The 15,591-nt window shown below is 64.4% G+C and carries 18 protein-coding genes and 1 pseudogene; 12 read left to right on the forward strand and 7 right to left on the reverse strand.

The annotated features are described in order from the left end of the window. Positions 1 to 12: 12 nt before the first annotated feature. The 4 genes and pseudogenes from DGO_RS17430 to DGO_RS17445 all read right to left on the reverse strand — a co-directional run bounded on the left by DGO_RS17430 (position 13) and on the right by DGO_RS17445 (position 2,403). Positions 13 to 351: a hypothetical protein gene (locus tag DGO_RS17430; protein ID WP_014686486.1), complete on the reverse strand. Its 339-nt coding sequence runs from the start codon at positions 349 to 351 to the stop codon at positions 13 to 15. A 16-nt stretch (positions 352 to 367) separates the two neighbouring features. Beyond that, a pseudogene (locus DGO_RS24915) lies at positions 368 to 772 on the reverse strand (transposase); the annotation flags it as partial. A gap of 352 nt (positions 773 to 1,124) precedes the next feature. Further along, positions 1,125 to 1,964, reverse strand: a complete 840-nt coding sequence (locus DGO_RS17440; RefSeq protein WP_014686488.1) for an IS5 family transposase — start codon at positions 1,962 to 1,964, stop codon at positions 1,125 to 1,127. Positions 1,965 to 2,034: 70 nt separating this feature from the next. After that, the gene (locus DGO_RS17445; RefSeq protein WP_014686489.1) at positions 2,035 to 2,403 is read right to left on the reverse strand and encodes a VOC family protein; all 369 of its coding nucleotides are present in this window, start codon (positions 2,401 to 2,403) and stop codon (positions 2,035 to 2,037) included. Positions 2,404 to 2,462: 59 nt separating this feature from the next. On the opposite strand from DGO_RS17445, the gene DGO_RS17450 reads away from it, so the two are divergent. From DGO_RS17450 to DGO_RS17470, 6 genes are all read left to right on the forward strand, one after another. Then, positions 2,463 to 2,930 carry a MarR family winged helix-turn-helix transcriptional regulator gene (locus DGO_RS17450; protein ID WP_014686490.1) on the forward strand — a complete coding sequence of 156 codons (468 nt, stop codon included), beginning with the start codon at positions 2,463 to 2,465 and terminating at the stop codon, positions 2,928 to 2,930. Between the two features lie 237 nt (positions 2,931 to 3,167). After that, complete coding sequence (locus DGO_RS21950) at positions 3,168 to 3,437, forward strand: hypothetical protein (RefSeq protein WP_145975479.1); 270 nt, start codon at positions 3,168 to 3,170, stop codon at positions 3,435 to 3,437. Between the two features lie 75 nt (positions 3,438 to 3,512). Continuing rightward, positions 3,513 to 4,955 (forward strand): CHAT domain-containing protein, encoded by a 1,443-nt coding sequence (locus tag DGO_RS21955; protein WP_014686493.1) that lies wholly within the window; start codon positions 3,513 to 3,515, stop codon positions 4,953 to 4,955. Between the two features lie 150 nt (positions 4,956 to 5,105). Next, positions 5,106 to 5,573, forward strand: a complete 468-nt coding sequence (locus tag DGO_RS17460; protein WP_014686495.1) for a hypothetical protein — start codon at positions 5,106 to 5,108, stop codon at positions 5,571 to 5,573. Between the two features lie 174 nt (positions 5,574 to 5,747). Beyond that, positions 5,748 to 6,206, forward strand: coding sequence for a hypothetical protein (locus tag DGO_RS21340; protein WP_014686496.1), 459 nt, complete (start codon positions 5,748 to 5,750; stop codon positions 6,204 to 6,206). Between the two features lie 56 nt (positions 6,207 to 6,262). Next, the gene (locus DGO_RS17470) at positions 6,263 to 7,816 is read left to right on the forward strand and encodes a hypothetical protein (RefSeq protein ID WP_014686497.1); all 1,554 of its coding nucleotides are present in this window, start codon (positions 6,263 to 6,265) and stop codon (positions 7,814 to 7,816) included. 104 nt (positions 7,817 to 7,920) lie between these two features. Here DGO_RS17470 and DGO_RS17475 read toward each other — a convergent pair whose 3' ends face one another. Then, complete coding sequence (locus DGO_RS17475) at positions 7,921 to 8,289, reverse strand: hypothetical protein (protein ID WP_014686498.1); 369 nt, start codon at positions 8,287 to 8,289, stop codon at positions 7,921 to 7,923. A gap of 77 nt (positions 8,290 to 8,366) precedes the next feature. Between DGO_RS17475 and DGO_RS17480 the strand changes: the two genes are divergently transcribed. The 5 genes from DGO_RS17480 to DGO_RS17500 are packed head-to-tail and all read left to right on the forward strand — an operon-like array spanning position 8,367 to position 11,978. Then, positions 8,367 to 9,302, forward strand: coding sequence for a hypothetical protein (locus DGO_RS17480; protein ID WP_014686499.1), 936 nt, complete (start codon positions 8,367 to 8,369; stop codon positions 9,300 to 9,302). 3 nt (positions 9,303 to 9,305) lie between these two features. Further along, positions 9,306 to 10,301 (forward strand): hypothetical protein, encoded by a 996-nt coding sequence (locus DGO_RS17485; RefSeq protein WP_014686500.1) that lies wholly within the window; start codon positions 9,306 to 9,308, stop codon positions 10,299 to 10,301. Further along, positions 10,298 to 10,777 (forward strand): hypothetical protein, encoded by a 480-nt coding sequence (locus DGO_RS17490; protein ID WP_014686501.1) that lies wholly within the window; start codon positions 10,298 to 10,300, stop codon positions 10,775 to 10,777. The genes DGO_RS17485 and DGO_RS17490 overlap by 4 nt, the downstream gene beginning before the upstream one ends. After that, a complete protein-coding gene (locus tag DGO_RS17495; RefSeq protein WP_014686502.1) occupies positions 10,768 to 11,139 on the forward strand; it encodes a hypothetical protein in 372 nt (123 codons plus the stop codon). Before DGO_RS17490 ends, DGO_RS17495 begins: the two co-directional genes overlap by 10 nt. Further along, positions 11,136 to 11,978: a hypothetical protein gene (locus tag DGO_RS17500; RefSeq protein WP_014686503.1), complete on the forward strand. Its 843-nt coding sequence runs from the start codon at positions 11,136 to 11,138 to the stop codon at positions 11,976 to 11,978. The genes DGO_RS17495 and DGO_RS17500 overlap by 4 nt, the downstream gene beginning before the upstream one ends. Positions 11,979 to 12,087: 109 nt before the next feature. Here DGO_RS17500 and DGO_RS21960 read toward each other — a convergent pair whose 3' ends face one another. Continuing rightward, positions 12,088 to 12,504: a hypothetical protein gene (locus tag DGO_RS21960; protein WP_145975481.1), complete on the reverse strand. Its 417-nt coding sequence runs from the start codon at positions 12,502 to 12,504 to the stop codon at positions 12,088 to 12,090. On the opposite strand from DGO_RS21960, the gene DGO_RS17505 reads away from it, so the two are divergent. Beyond that, positions 12,503 to 12,970 (forward strand): hypothetical protein, encoded by a 468-nt coding sequence (locus tag DGO_RS17505; RefSeq protein WP_145975482.1) that lies wholly within the window; start codon positions 12,503 to 12,505, stop codon positions 12,968 to 12,970. The genes DGO_RS21960 and DGO_RS17505 overlap by 2 nt on opposite strands. A gap of 156 nt (positions 12,971 to 13,126) precedes the next feature. On the opposite strand, the gene recQ is transcribed toward DGO_RS17505, so the two are convergent. Beyond that, positions 13,127 to 15,469 (reverse strand): DNA helicase RecQ, encoded by a 2,343-nt coding sequence (gene recQ / locus DGO_RS17510; protein ID WP_014686506.1) that lies wholly within the window; start codon positions 15,467 to 15,469, stop codon positions 13,127 to 13,129. Positions 15,470 to 15,591: the final 122 nt, after the last annotated feature.

Consider the following 15,591-nt stretch of genomic DNA (forward strand, 5'->3'; position numbering starts at 1 on the left):
CATGGGCCAGGGTCAAGTCTGGTCCTCGCCTGTGAGTACCTGACTCACGAACGCACGCGTCGACATTCCTTCCGGAAGGCCCGGAACAGGTAGAGCCAGCTCAAGCACCTGTACCCCTTGCTCGTCCGCTACCTCAACCGTGCTGCCTGGCGCCACGAAGAGCGTCACGTCCTGCTCGCCCCAAACGAATTCAACCTCTTGTGCACGCACACCGTGAACCGTCACGGTGACTGTCACACCGCTCAGGAGCACGACCTCTTCCCCCCAAGGCTCCAGCACCAACGTCACGTCGTGCGGCTTGTCATTGCGAGCTTGTAAAACAATGGGAAGGGAATCAGGAGAAGGCTTCATGCCCGTATTGTGCCTGTCAGTGCGTGATTCCTGATTCGGCCGCTTCAGTTGGCAACCACGCCAATACCACCGCAATGGTCAGCCGAGTCAAATCATGGAGCTGCCGTTTGTCATATCGCGTCGCTCCTCGGCGGTAGCGCTTGAGCCGAGCGATCGCCCGCTCAAGTTGATTCCGCTCACGGTACATCCGATGGTCGTACGCCTGGGAACGGCGATGATTCCGCTTGGGTGGGATCACAGCGCGAATGCCTCGACGAGTCAGCTCCATACGAGCGACACCATTGCTGTACCCGCGGTCGCCCACCAATTGCTTCGGGCGTTGCTTGGGTCGCCCAGGACCGTAACGTTTCACCTTCCCCCCGTTGAGCAGTGGGCGAAAGCCGACTATGTCGTGGCGCTCACCACCAGTGAGGTGAAGAGCGAGCGGTTTTCCCTACCCCCCGCACTTGAGGTGTAGTTTGGTGCTGAATCCACCTCGGGAGCGGCCGAGCGCTTCATGCTGTTGACCTCCTTGTGCCCCTGCGGCATGTTGATGGGCTCGGACGACGGTGGAGTCGATGGACGGCTTGTGCCAGTCAATGTCACCTTGCCCTTCAGCAAGTTGTTGAAGTTGTGCGAGGACGCGCGTCCACACGGCTTGCTGGCCCCAGCGGGAGAAGCGCGTGGCGACGGAGCTCCAGTTGCCGAAGCAAGGCGGGAGAACGCCGGTGCGTAACGCTATGAATCAACGCATGAATCAGTAAAGAGCGTTTTGAAAGGGTAGGGCTGAGCCATCAGGCGGCAGCCAGCCGACGGACCATCAAGCGGATCATGACTTCGTAGACGAGGTTCTCGGAGGTTTCTGGCAAGGCTTCGAAATCCCGGCTCATCCGCCTTGACTTGCCCAGCCAAGCGAAGGTCCGCTCCACCACCCAACGTCGCTTCAGGACCACAAAGCCCTCCGGGATCTCACTGGGCGGGAGGGGGCGATCCTTCCGCGCCCAGGTCCAGCCGTTGCCTGCCCAGGGATGCTTGACGACCTCCAGCGTCCAGCCCACTACCTGCTTGACTGCTGGAATCAGTTTTCCAGAATACCCGGCGTCGGCCCAGACGTGCTGCATGCGAGGAAACACGTTGCGCACCTTCTCAAACAGGTGGACCGCGCCCGCGCGGTCCTGGATATCCGCTTCGTGTACCACCACTCCCATCACCAAACCAAGCGTGTCGACCAACAGATGCCGCTTACGCCCGCTAATTTTCTTCCCTCCGTCGTAGCCGCGTGGACCACCGGCCTCGGTGGTCCGTACCGATTGACTGTCAATAATCGCGGCACTAGGCGTCGGATCGCGGCCCGCTTGGGTCCGAACCTGCTCGCGCAGGAGGGTATGCAACCGCTCCCAGAAGCCGCTGATGCGCCAGTTACGGTGATACCCGTATACGGTCTGCCAAGGTGGGAGGTCGTGCGGCATCAACCGCCAGGCGTTGCCGCCACGCAGGATGTAGAAAATACCGTCAAGGATGTCTCGTAAGGACCAGATGCGAGGTCGTCCCGGGTGCTCCGGACGTGGGAGAAAAGGCTCCAGGACAGTCCATTCCTCATCGGTCAGGTCGCTGCTATAGGCTCGGCGCGTCATTCATCAGCCTACGTCTGTACCAGGGCGTGCAAAATCATCTTCATGACCTTTCGAAACGCACTCTAGTTGATCACGCGCGGTCGTGGAGCGTGATGTGGTAACCGTCAGGGTCGGCAAACGTGAATGTCCGGCCGAAGGGACCATCGATGGGTGCGGAGACGATGGCATGGCCGTCGGTGACCAGCGCGTCGTGAATGGCCTGGACGTCCGTCGCATGCAGCCAGATCGCGGCACCGATGCCAGGCTGAGGGGTGCCGGAGAGAGGGGTGCCGGGCACTACGTCCCGTAAGGCGAAAGCAATCGGCGTCGTCTGGAAGACAACGGCATGTGGAGGGCCAGCTGGAGAGCGGACCAGGCCGAGATATCGCTCATAAAACGCCTGGGAGATGGCGAGGTCGCTCGCTTGGAGTGAGATGAAGTCGGGTCCAGTGACGGGCATGGTGATCCTCCTCTGTGTGTCAGTTTCCTGACACGCCCATACTATGTCAGAATACTGACATGCGTCAAGACACCACTGGGATCGACCTGGAGACCTCCCTGGGCTACCTCCTGAAAGAAGCATCGAGCGTTCTACGCGCTGCGATGGAGGAGGTGCTGCGGCCACTCGGGATGAGCGTGACCCGCTATTCCTGCCTTGAGCTGCTGGCACAACGGCCGGGGCTCTCGAACTCTGAACTCGCGCGGGGAACCTTCGTGACCCGTCAGTCGATGAATGTCCTGCTGCAGACCCTGGAACACGAGGGCTACGTTACCAGGGCAACGGAAGCCGCCGTTGGGAAGGTGCTGCCGACAGAACTCACCCCCCTGGGCCGACACCAGTTGGAGCAGGCGAGCAGCGCTGTTCGAGCTGTCGAGGTCAGAATGCTGGCCGGGATGACCGAGACCGAGCAGGCAGGCGCATTGAGGAGCCTACGGAGCATGATCCAGTCCTTACGTGGAGGCGACAACAGCGCATCTGCACTGTAAGGCAGGGAAGACGCATCGGCTGTATTGCCTCAACCCCCTTGAGGCAGACTGATTGGCTGAGATTACTGATCCATGCGCATTTAGCGTGAAACCAGAAACGGTCAGGGGAGCGCCCTACACCCTCACGCATCCCACCCTGAACCCATGCCCGACATCCATCTCCTCGAGCCTCACCTCCTCCGCCTGCTCCCCCCAGGCTGGCCCATCCCCCGAGGCCATCGCCACAGCCCCGCCCGCATGTTCGGTGACGAAGCCGGATACCGCGCCTGGCTCACCCCCCTGGCCGAGCGTGGACACCCCGAGACCCGAATGCGCTCCACCGTCCCCGCGCCCAGGCGGGGCCTGCGCTGGTTCGCCCCCGGTATCCCGTACATCCACTGCGGCGAGGAAGCCGACGCTGGACAGCTCTGGCAGGTCTACCGTCTGCCCGTGATCGCCGCGCTCGACGCCGCAGACTTCGGCCTGATCAAGTACGTTACCCAGCGTTCTTGCAAGTCATACGTTTGAATTGTTGTGGATTATGCAAAACCCAAAATTTTCCCAGGATAATTTTTTGTCCGATATACTCCTCTTGTGACGAGCATGTTACCGCCCATTCTCCAAAGAAGATTAGACGAGCTGACCTCTAGGGTTGGCAATGGGAACTTTTTGGCATACTCTCTTCAGTCGTTTTACTGGCTTCTGGATGATCCCGAACTGTCTCCTTTGGTTAAGTTAGCCCTAGAAGACCATAAAAAGTTAAACCAAAACTTTACCCGAAGTCTTGAATCTCATTATCAAGAAGCAGTCTGGTTATTTAACAGATTGGATGCTAGTATTGAATTTAAAGATATAGATCGAAACAACTGTATGATACAGCCTAATGTGCCTTCTCCTACATATCAAACCAGTCGTCAGCGGGGTTTGGACATCATAGCGGGTCAAGACCTCATGTCCGGTGCAATGCCTCTTACGGCACCGAAGATTGGCGAAGACCGTACTAAGGTCGGAAGTTTGCTTACAATTTTGGAAAAGGCAATCATAGATCATATAAATGATAACCCAGAATCTATTGATGATCCAGATGTAGTAGATCTATTTCTAGACCTTGCCTATCTTACAGATAAACAAAATAGTTTAATCACGCAAGCGCAGATTCGAATTTCAGGTCTAGCCGGTAATATTATTGAGACTTTGAGTCGTCAGCACGCTGCACTGGTGGGAAATCCCCAACGCCATGCTTCATTGAATGAGAGAGCTCGAATCATGTTCCAGATACCTCCTCACCTGAATGCAGAAATGTCTCGTGTAAGAGATGAGGTTCTTAATGGGGAAGCCCCGGACGAAGATTTCCACCGAAAAGTTCTCTCGCTCTGGAGGACACTTTTTTATGACCTTGCAGATCGGTTGGAGCGGAAAACCACTTCCACTGCAACTACCCTGCTGGAGGTGCCACACTTGCTGCTATTGACAGCCAACACAGCTGAGGCACCTCTTTGGGTCGATCGAGAAGTCAAAGCCGTTCAGACCGCACTGTGGGGCTCTACGGATAGAGAAGCACTTACACTTCAGGTACATCCGGCGGCTACGGGTCGAGATTTTATGCCGCAGTTGGAACGCTATAGGCCCCATCTGCTTCACTTCAGTGGTCATGGTGATAACGAATCCCTGTGCTTTATCAATGAGAGTGGAGATATAGATGCTCAAGATAACGCCCTGGTAGTCAAAGCACTCCGGCTGAGTCAGAATCTACGCGTGGCAGTATTCATGTCATGCCATTCCAGTGGACTTGCTCAGGCAGCCGTAGAGCATATTGATGCAGCAATCGGTATGAATGAAGAGGTTGATGACGCCGATGCGCCTATCTTTTCTGCGGCATTGTATCAGGCAATTTCTCAAGGGCGTCACCTTAAAGATGCTTTCGACTTAGCGTTACTTGCTCTTGAAGTAGAGGACGGAGATACGCATATACCAAATCTTTTTACTCGTGAAGGCATTGATCCGAAAGAAATATATTTTCAGCGTATCTCCTCTAAAATACTCTGAATCTTTTTAAACCAAACCCTATAATAAAATAATCTAGATCTTTATACCTACGGGAATATAAAACAATACCCCAAGTCCGTGCCTTCGCAGGCGCATTCAGCTGTTCACCTCCCATTGCCCCCTTGACCCTCCCGCCCCCACGCTGCCGCCATGGACAACCCTCTCCAGGACCACCCCCTCCTCCGGGGCCACACCCCCGGCACCGTCCCCTACACCCAGGCCCTGCGCGACCTGCTCCCCGTCATCACCAGTGGCGAGCACCGTGACCCCCGCCACCTGGGCCACTGGCAGGCCCTGCGCGAGACCCACCTGAAACAGACCGAGCCTGCCCTCCACGCCGACCACGCCCTGGCCCTCACGCCCCGCGCCCTGGTCGGCGGCTTCGAACTCAGCGCCTACGTCGCCGGGCTGGCCGTAATGATCGTCCTGGCGCTCATCCTGCTCGCCTTCCTCCCCGGCCTCCCGGAAACCCTGTCCACCCTGCTCAGTGTCGCGCTGGGCATGGGCACTGTCGTCCTGGTCCACACCCGCTCCGAAGCGCTGCGCCGCGCCGCACTCGACCGGCTGGGTCTGTCCGTCCCCACGGACGCCCCGAACCTGTCCGGCCCGCACCTCTAATCCCACCGCACCACCCCGCGCCCTGGCCCCGAGCCAGGGCGTTTTTCACGTCCAGGTGCGCCTTTCTGCTGAACGCCCCCTGGTCCCGGGCAAGCAGCCGAAACCCTCGCGCCCCACACGCTGGGGGCAGTCAGACCGGGAGGCCCCCGGCCGATGTCACGCCAAGGAGACCAGATGAAGCCACTGCGTACCGCCACCGCCCTCCTCGTCCTCGCCGGCTCCGCCGCACAGGCCGCCACCCTCGAACTCGGCCTCTACCAGACCGTCACCACCAACGGCACCGTCACCCTCCGCAAGGTCGACACCACCCTCCCCGGCCAGACCCTGCGCCAGGTGGCCATCGCCAAGACCGACAAGACCCTCAAGAGCCCCCGCGCCACCATCCCCGTCCCCGCCCACACCACCTACGCCGGCCAGCTCCACCTCCCCAAAGGCGCGACCGCCGCCTTCTCGCTCGACGGCAAGACCTTCGCCGCCACGCCCATGAAAACCGTGCAGGTCACCGAACACGGCCGCACGGTCACCCGGCAGGTCCCCGCACCCGAAAGCGAGTACCGCGCCGTGCAGGTCACCCTCCCCCAGATGCAGCTCAACACCCCCTACACCGTCGCCTACGACATCCAGGTCGATTGATCCGCCCCGCCCCGGCCGCCCCCCACGCCCGCCTTCACTCGCCCCAAGGACACCCCATGACCCACCGCGCCCAGCCCGCCGCCGCCACCTTCCTCCTGCTCCTCGGCGCCCTCAGCCTCTCCCAGGCCAGCGCCGCCCAGAACACCGTCGCCGGCAACACCACCCGCGCCGGGACCGAGATCACCAACACCGGCTCCCTCGACTACCTCACCGACGAAGGCACGAACGCCACCGACCCCAGCAACACCGTCACCGCCACCGTCAAGCACGTCCCCGCCGTCGCCATCACCCCCAACGGCGGCACCGACGGCAATCCCGGCGGCACCCCCGTCTGCGGCCAGACCGTCATCGGTATCCCCGGCCAGAATGCCGTCCTCACCTACGAAATCCAGAACGTCAGCAACGGTCCCGACGTCTACGACCTCACCACCGCCCTCGGCAACGCCGCCCCCCAGCAGAACACGGCCGTCACCTATTACCTCGACGACGGCGACGGCGCCTTCAACCCCGATACCGACCAGCCCGTCACCTCCGTCAGCCTGGACGTGGGCGAGACGCGCACCCTCTTCGCCACCTACCCCATCGACGCCGCCGAGGCCGGGACCACCCAGTTCCAGATTTCCCCGGTCGCCACCAGCGGCGCGGACCATACCGTGGCCGACAGCGGCAACATCGGCTGTGTCGATACCCAGGACCGCGTGGGGGCCGAACTGCAAGGCGACAACCAGCGGCGCACCACCGCGCCCGCCACCATCGTCACGCAACACACGCTGCGCAACACCGGCAACGTCACCCTGAACGCGAGCAGCCTGCAGCTCGACCAGAGTGCCGGCAAGTACCCCACCACCTACCGCCTGGGCACCCAGACGACCGAGTACGCCACCCCGCAGCAGGCCCTCGCCGCCTTCGGCGACCTCGCCATGGGCCAGAGCGAGCCCCTGTTCGTCACACAGCAGGTCCCCGCAGGCGAAGCCAATGGAAGCTCCAGCACCGTGCGGCTGTTCGCCTACAGCCCCGAGACGGCCTCGCCCGAGCGGGCGGTCCTGACGCCCTACAACGCCGAGGCCTTCCGCGTGGACGAGCTCTACATCACGCGCGGCATCGGCCGCATCGACAAGACGCAGGCCCTGTGCACGGTGGACGCCGACGGCCTCCTGAACTGCCCGAGCGGCCAGACGATGTTCGACAACATGGACACCTACAAGCAGCCCATCGTGGCCGAGCCGTGCAGCGTCATCAAGTACGCCCTGTTCGCGCGCAACGGCGGCGACGCCCTCCTGCGCCAGGGCCGCCTGCGCGACACGGTCCCCGCCAGCACCAGCCTGATCGGCGCCGTGCCGATGTTCGCCAACAGCGCGGCCCTCTACCGCGTGGACGGCGGCGCGTGGACGACCACCGCGCCCGAGAAGCTCGCCGAGGGCCAGACCCTGGAGATCGCGCCGGATCTGGACGGTGACGGCGCCTTCACCGACGCCGACGGCATCCCCGCGCAGAACAACCAGATCGGCGCCGCCCTGTACGTGCAGGTGAAGGGCCCCAACTGCGCCGCGCCGAGCGGCTTCCCCTTCGAGTCGATCAACAACTTCCAGGCCTCGTCCGTCAGAAACTGATTCGAGGTCGGCACGAATACCCATAAGCTCCACACCAGGCGCTGCGCTTCGAGCTCCGCCAGTGTCGTGGACATCAGTCCTCCCTTCTGGGCACGGCACCCATCTCAGATGGTCACGTCGTAGCGGTGCATGTAGATCGGCGCGTCTTCACCCAGGATCATCCGGGTCTGCTCGTTCTCCAGCAGCTGGTACGCCGCCGTCAGGTCGCGCGCCCGGCCCGACTTGACCATCCGCTCGGCGATCATCGCCCACTCTTCCGCCGCCGCTTGCGCATCCTCCCGTTCCTCCGGCGTCAGGTCATCATCCATCACCTCACCCGCATCCTCGCCATCCTCACCCATCAGCGCCTCGAGGTACGCGTCCTCCGAGTCGAAGTCCTCAGGCGTCAGACCCCTAGAGCGGTCCACCCCTCCGTGCATTTCTGCAAGCAGGTCATCCAGGTCCACGGCCGCGATCGAATCGAAAAAGGTCATACCCTCACCGTGCAAACACGCCATGAGCCCCGCGTGAGGCGCCTGGAGGTCACCCCAAGTGCACGCATCCTCCCCCCGTGCCCGCTTCCCCACACCTCCCCGACCGCACGGCCGTCGCCCAGGCCCTCCAGGCCCCCGAACCCTTCCCCCTCCACCTGCTCCAGCACCACCTCGCCGATGACACCGCCACGCTTCCCGACATCCACCCCGCCACGCTGGCCACCACGCTCGACCAGCCCCATCACCGCAGCACGGGCGAGACCACCCTCCTCCTCTCTGCCGGGCACACCCTGCGCCAGACCATCACCCTTCTCCCCTCAGCGCCCCTTCCACCCCTTGCCATCTCCCAGAGCGACACCCTGCACCTGTGCTACGTGCAGGACGGCCGTCTGGACACCTACACCCGCCTCGCCCTGCCCCACGCCTGTGTTCAGCTCACCCACGGCCTGACCGCACCCCAGCTCGACGACCCGGTCGTCTCTTTCCCCGGCACGCTCGACGACCTGCGCCTCCTGATCCGGTACCTCCAGCAGCTCGAAGCCCGGCTCCTCACCGAACCTCACAGCCGACTCCTCGACCCCCAGGTCTTCGCCGATCTCCTCGTCGCGCACTATGGCGGCCAGCGCCTGCCCCACATGTCCGCCCCAGCCCAGCTCCGCCTGCATGACACCTGGGAGCGTCCCTGGACCCACGACGCGCTGCCCGGCGGCACCATCCGCACCCTGACCCAGGCCCTCGGCGCACGTGGCTGGACGGCGCGCAGTCAAGGTCTTGCGCAACGTCTCCTCGCCTCCCTTCCGCCCACCCCATTCAGCCCCACGTCCCTGCTCACTCTCGCGCAGGACACCCCGGAGGCCTGGGCAGGCCAGCTCGATTGGGACCAGCGCCTCTGGCACCTGCACCGACTCTACGACCAGACGAAACAGCCCGAAGTGTCGGTTTTTTTCGAGCCACACGACATAAACACCGTACATCCCTCGCGCTCGGAGTCACCCCAAGTACACGCACCCTGAAGCATGTCCGCCGCCGCCACGCCTCCGCCCAGCTTCCCGGCCTTCCCCCTCGCCGCGCCCATCACCATCTACTTCGACTTCTGCCCCCACCTCCCCAACCAGGCCGGCACCTGGGGCGCGGTCTTCTATGCAGGCCCTGCCGACCACCACCGCGTCGGCGGCCTGCTCCCGGCGCACACCGCCTCCGAGGACGGTGCGCTCAACGAACTCCTGCGCCTGATCCATGCCCTGAACCTCCCGGCCGCCCAGCTTTACACCGACCATCCGAATCTCGTCGCGCGCCGGGCGGCCGAACTGCCGGCCCCCTTCACCCTGGCGACCTGTCACCCCACCCATCCCGGCCACCGTCAGGCCCTCGAGGAGGCTCAGCGCCAGCAGGAGCCCTACACCACCGTGCACCGCTGGGGGCAACGCCAGCACGGCGCTGGGCAGCACGTCCCCCCTCAGCCCACTGGGGAACTGCAATGCCGGTACCGCCTCGTGAGCCAGGCGCTCTACCTGGATCTGTGCATCAGCGGTCTCCCGGACACCCTCCGGCTCGGCCGGCAGCACGCGCCAGGGCAGTTCAGTGTCGACGCCCAGGAGACCCAGACGGCCCTCCATCATCACCTGCTGCGCATCTACGGCCCGGCGCTCGCCCCACACCTGCCCCGACTGGAAGAGTTGATCTGGAAGGACTTTCAGCACCGGCAGACGGAGCTCACCCGACATCCTTGCACCGCTTGGGCCACCCCTCCGGGCGTGCAGAAGATCTTGCTCCGGGCTGGTGTGATCACGCCCGACCAGACCTTCCAATGCCGCCGAGCAGGGCGCACGAACCTGCGCCTGAGCTACGGCTCCTGTCAGACCATCCGCACACTCACCCGTCCCCAGCGCGACTGGGCCCACATCGTGCGCCAGCTCATGCGCGACGCCGGCGCGACCGACCACGATCTCCTCCAGTTTCAGGACCTCTACACCCAGCAGGTCCTCGACCTGCTTCAGGAGCCCCAGGCATGACCCCCACCCTCCCGCACCCCACGCCTACCCCCCTGGCCTGGTACGTCGCCCTCACCGCCCCCCCACGCCCCGGCATCGACGCCTGGGATAACCGGGTGACGGTCCTCCTGGACGGGCAGGTCCTCACCGTCACCCAGGGCAATGGCCGGCACACTACGGCCGTCACCCTGCCGCCGTCCTTCCTGGGCCTGACCCGAGAACTCCTCGACCAGCGGCCGGACATCACGCACCGGGTGCTGGTGCTCGACGAGCACACCATCACCAGGCAGGACTGCGCTCGCGTCGTCTATGAAGCCCGGCTTCCCCTCACCTCGCCCCGCGCCGAGCTGAGCCTGCTGCGGCCCTGCGCCCAGCAAGCCCTGAGTGCAGGGGCGGATGGGCGTTGGAAACCGGTGCAGGCGGCCTTCCTCCTCAATCCCCCGGGCTATCAACCCCAACTGCACATTCACCAGGAGGCCCTGGACACATGGGCGTAGAGGAGACCTGGCCGCCCCCTCTGCCCGAGGTGGTCCAGAGCTGGCCCGTCCCCCGTGGGCAGAAGCACCGCCCTGCCCGGTGGGTCGGTGGGGACGGGGCGCAGTACCGCGCTTTCTTCCAGGGCGTGCTCGATGACGAGGGAGAGGACGCCCTCGCCCGGATCTGGAATGACGCCCCACGTTCGCCCCACGCGGCCGCGACCCGCTGGTACTGCCCTGGCGTGCCCATGTACGCCACCGATCTGCGGACGGAGGGCCCTTCACGCCCCCGGCACGGCTATCTGGTGCCCGCCCGTGCGGCGCTCCTTGCCCTCGACCACGGCCACGTCCTCTGCCGTACCCGCCCCCTGGAGCACCCGTGACCACACCCCCGATCAGCCCTGAATCGCCCGCAGCCGCCCCCAGACCACACGGCACGACCCTGCTCGACGAACTCACCGTCCACTTCGACTACAGCGGCGACCTGCCCGGCGGTGGGGGCACCTGGGGGGCTGTCTTCTCTTACGGCCCTCGCACCTGCGCCTTCGGGGGCCTCCTCGCCCCCGATCAGGCCTCCGAGGAAGGTGCGCTCGAAGAAACCCTCCGCCTCCTGGACCTCTTCAACATCCAGACCGTCACGCTCTTCACAGACAGCGCCGAGCTCTTCCGCAAGCGGCACACTACCCTCCCCACCGGCCGACAACTCCTCACCTGTCCACGCCGTACCCCCGATCACGTGCGTGCCCATGAACGCGCCCAGTCCTACCGCCAGCCCTATCAGACCCTCGCGAAGTGGCAGGCCCAGCTCACGGCTGTCCAGCCCCTCCCCGTCACGGCCCTCCCGACCCTCCCTCTCATGCCCACGCATCGTCGCCGCGCCGGCCGCCTCTTCGTCGCGCTCCGGCTCTCCGGCCACACGTACGAGACGTCCCTGGGCTCATATCGGAAGAAGGACCGGTCGCTCGTGCCGCATCTCCCCCCACAGATCATCCAGGCACGCCTGCGCAAGGCCCTGCTGCGACAGGGGGGGACCGGCATTCAACCCGTCGTGGATCTCCTCACGCAAGCGCTCTGGGACGACTTCCAGAAGCACCTCCCCACCCTCGCCCGGCAGAACAGTGTCCAGGGTGCGCCGCTCTACCCGCATCTTGCCCCTCTCCTGATCGTCCCCGCCACCCATGGCGCTGTCCACGAGCACCGGCCTGCATTGGACCAGGCTTGACATGCGCGGCAGGCGATCTTTCCATAGCCTTTTACAGCACCTCCGACACGGCCTGTACGCGCTCGTGAACAGGGGCGTTCCCCTTGGCCGTCAGCCACAAGCGCTCCAGTCACACCACGATCTTCCCGACGAGGACCGGAGGACATCTGGCCTCTGCGCGTTCTGCTTGACCCCCAGCGAGGCGCTCGACAGCGTCTGGCCGCTCTGTCCAACCTGCACGGCCGACCAGCAGGCCTGGGAGAACAACTTCAGCCTTCAGGGCACATGCACCGAGTGCGGGATGCCCCAGGTCGGCCTTAACAGTGGCGGCCTTTGCCACCCCTGTGTCCATGACTTCGATTTTGATGGCACCTGCCACGGCTGCGGCGCCCAGCGCCAAGACCTCAACCGCTGGAATGTCTGCCGCCGCTGCGCTCATGACGTTGAGCACCAGACCTTCCCCCGTGAGCCAGATCATCGCCCGGCCACTGAACGTTCTCTCCTGTGACAAGGGCTTCAGAGCCCAGGGGGCAGGCTGGCCCATCATGCGCACCCCTTTCCCCTTCGCACTCTTCGCACTCGCGTTGACCGGCTGCATGCCCGCCGCGACCACGAGCCTGACGCCACCCCCTACCCAGACCCAACTGTTCTGCGAAGGGCAGATGACGGGCCTCCTGAACAAGACCAGGGTCACCCTCACGCTCCTCCTCACCCCAGACGGCACCGCCAGTGGCCGCTTCGATGCCCAAGGCGACATCTTCGACGCCCAGGGCAAGGCCATCGTCCAGAATCTCGGCACGACCCTGACCTTCAACGACCTCTACCTCCAACTTACGCCCCGCACGCAGGGGAGCATGTCGCCTCAACTCGGCTTCAAGAAGGGCATGCTGAGCGACGTGCGCGATGTGGGCACGGTCCTCGGCGGGACCGCAGATGCCCTTGGCAACTTCAAAGGGGCCTTCAACGACGCTCAGGGCACCCACCTCACCACCCTCCACTGCCGCCCAAGCTGAGCTCACCCGGAGTACACCCAGAACGCCGCCCTTGTGACGGCACCTGACGCCGCCCCGCTTCATAGGGTGCTCTAAAGTTCCGCCTATGTCCGAACAACCCTATGACATCCTGATCGTGGGTGGAGGCTTCGCGGGGTTCCCTCCGGGCCGTGCAATCTACTCGTCCAACTCGGTATTGATCGCGTCCAAAATGCTTTCTCCATAGGCCTCAATCCGCTTCGCCCCTAAACCGGGTAAGCCGATCAGTTCAGCCATCGTCCGTGGCAGGCGAGTGGCCAACGCTGTCAATGTGGCGTTTGGGAAAACCACATACGCGGCATATCCCGTTTCGCGGGCCAATTCGCGCCGCAGCTCTTGCAAGGCCACCAGAACCACCGGGTGCGGCTGAGGCCCTGAGGCCTCGACGGGGACACTCGGCTCCACCTGCGCCACCAGGGGGGCAATCACCTCCGGTACTCGCACGACCTCGACTTCGGGAGCCACAGGTTCGACGGGCAGCGGGAGGGGCGGGTCTGGGGATTCCAGCGTCACCTCCAGCAGCTCGGGCAGCACCGCCTTCTCTTGGGATGCTGGCCGCACGTCCTGTCCCCCTGATCCAACCCGGGGCGCGGCCAGCGTCTCCCAGGTCACGTCCTGGGGCACCAAGCCGAACTCGTGTGCCTGTACGGTCCCGCGCGGCCGCCGTTGCTCCTCGTGGACCCCAGAGCGCACGATCCGCAGCACCTCTGACCCGTATTCCGCCAGCCGGCGCTCCCCGATCCCGCTGACTGTGCCCAGCGTGTGCAGGCTGCCCGGCCGCAACTCCGCGACGGCCTTCAAGGTCGCGTCGCTGAAGATCACGTACGGCGGTACCTTCAGTTGCCCGGCGCGCTCTGCCCGCCATGCCCGCAAGGCCAGGAACAGTGGCCGGTCATGTGCGCCGATCGCCACCCGCGTCGCCTGCGCGCGCTCCCGCTTGGGTGCCCGAGGCTTCACGGTGTCCTCGCGCAAGAGCAGCCGCACCTCCCCGCGCAGGATGCCCCGCGCCCGCCCGGTCACCGTCAGGCCCTGATACGGCCCGGCCGTCAGGTATCCCAGGCTCACCAGCTGCCGCAGCACACTGCGCCAGACCTTCACGTCATGCCCCTGACCCACCCCATAGGTCGGGAGCTGCCGGTGCCGCTTGTTCTTGTCGTTGTCCTTCCCCAGCAGGATGTCCGTCAAGTACGCCGACCCGTATCGGTTCCCCGTCCGAATCGCCGCCGAGAGCGCCATCTGTGCCTCCTGCGTCATGTCCCGCACCGTGGGCGGGTTCAGGCACACGTCGCAGTTCCCGCACGGCTCTGGAAGCGTCTCGCCGAAGTAGGAAAGCAACAACTGCCGCCGGCATGTCGCGGCCTCGCAATAGGTCAGCAGGGCGTCGAGCTTCCCTGCCTCGATGCGTTTCACGTCCTCAGGTGCGTCACTATCTGCGAGCATCCGGCGTACGTTCACCACGTCGGCCAGCCCGTAGACCATCCACGCGGTACTCGGCAGGCCGTCGCGTCCGGCGCGACCCGTCTCCTGGTAGTAGCCCTCCATGCTCTTGGGCAGGTCGAGGTGCGCCACGAAGCGCACGTTCGGCTTGTCGATGCCCATGCCGAAGGCCACCGTGGCGACCACGATCAGCCCTTCCTCGTTCAGGAAGCGCTCCTGCGCCCAGCTGCGCTCCTGCGGCGGCATCCCCGCATGGTACGCCACCACCGGCAGGCCCTGCTCCTGAAGCCACTGCGCTGTTTCCTCCACCGACCGCCGGGACAGGCAGTAGATCACCCCAGCATCGCCCAGGTGCTCCGCCTGGATAAAGTCCAGGAGTTGCTGCCGGGGACTGGTCTTGTCCGCCACCCGGTACTGGATGTTCGGCCGGTCGAAGCTGGAGACGAACTCCGGCGCCCGCTGCAGGCCCAGCACCTGTCGGATGTCCGCCCGGGTCCGGTCATCGGCCGTCGCCGTCAGGGCAATCCGGGGCACCTCGGGAAACTCGGTGGTCAGGACGCTGAGCTGCTGGTACTCCGGCCGGAAGTCATGCCCCCACTGGGAGACACAGTGCGCCTCGTCGACCGCAAACAGGGCAATCTGCGCCCGGTGCAGCAGCTCCAGCGTGCGGGGCAGGAGGAGCCGCTCCGGGGCGATGTAGAGCAGATCCAGCCGCCCTGTCAGGACGGCCTGCTCGACCGTCCGGGCCGCCGTGGGGGAGAGGGTCGAGTTTAAGTAGGCCGCCCGCACGCCCAGCTGGCGCAGGGTATCCACCTGGTCCTTCATCAGCGCGATCAGCGGGGAAACGACGATGCCCACCCCAGGGCGCAGGAGGCTGGGGAGCTGGTAACACAGGCTCTTGCCCCCGCCGGTCGGCATGAGCACGAGCGCGTGCCCCCCCTCGGCGACCGTGCGCACGATGTCACCCTGCACGCCCCGAAATTCGTTGTACCCCCAGACCCGTTGCAGGACTTCCAACGCCTGGGGCAGCACGGTCGCCGTCATTCCTTCCAGTCTACTGCGTTCTGCCTGGAACAGAACCCTGGCCGAAGGCACAAACCGCCCTCTAGCGCGCACATCCCGTTGACAGGTCACCCCAAGAACACGCACCCTATGGCCTCCAGATG

The sequence above is a fragment of the Deinococcus gobiensis I-0 genome, from assembly GCF_000252445.1.
GTDB lineage: Bacteria > Deinococcota > Deinococci > Deinococcales > Deinococcaceae > Deinococcus > Deinococcus gobiensis.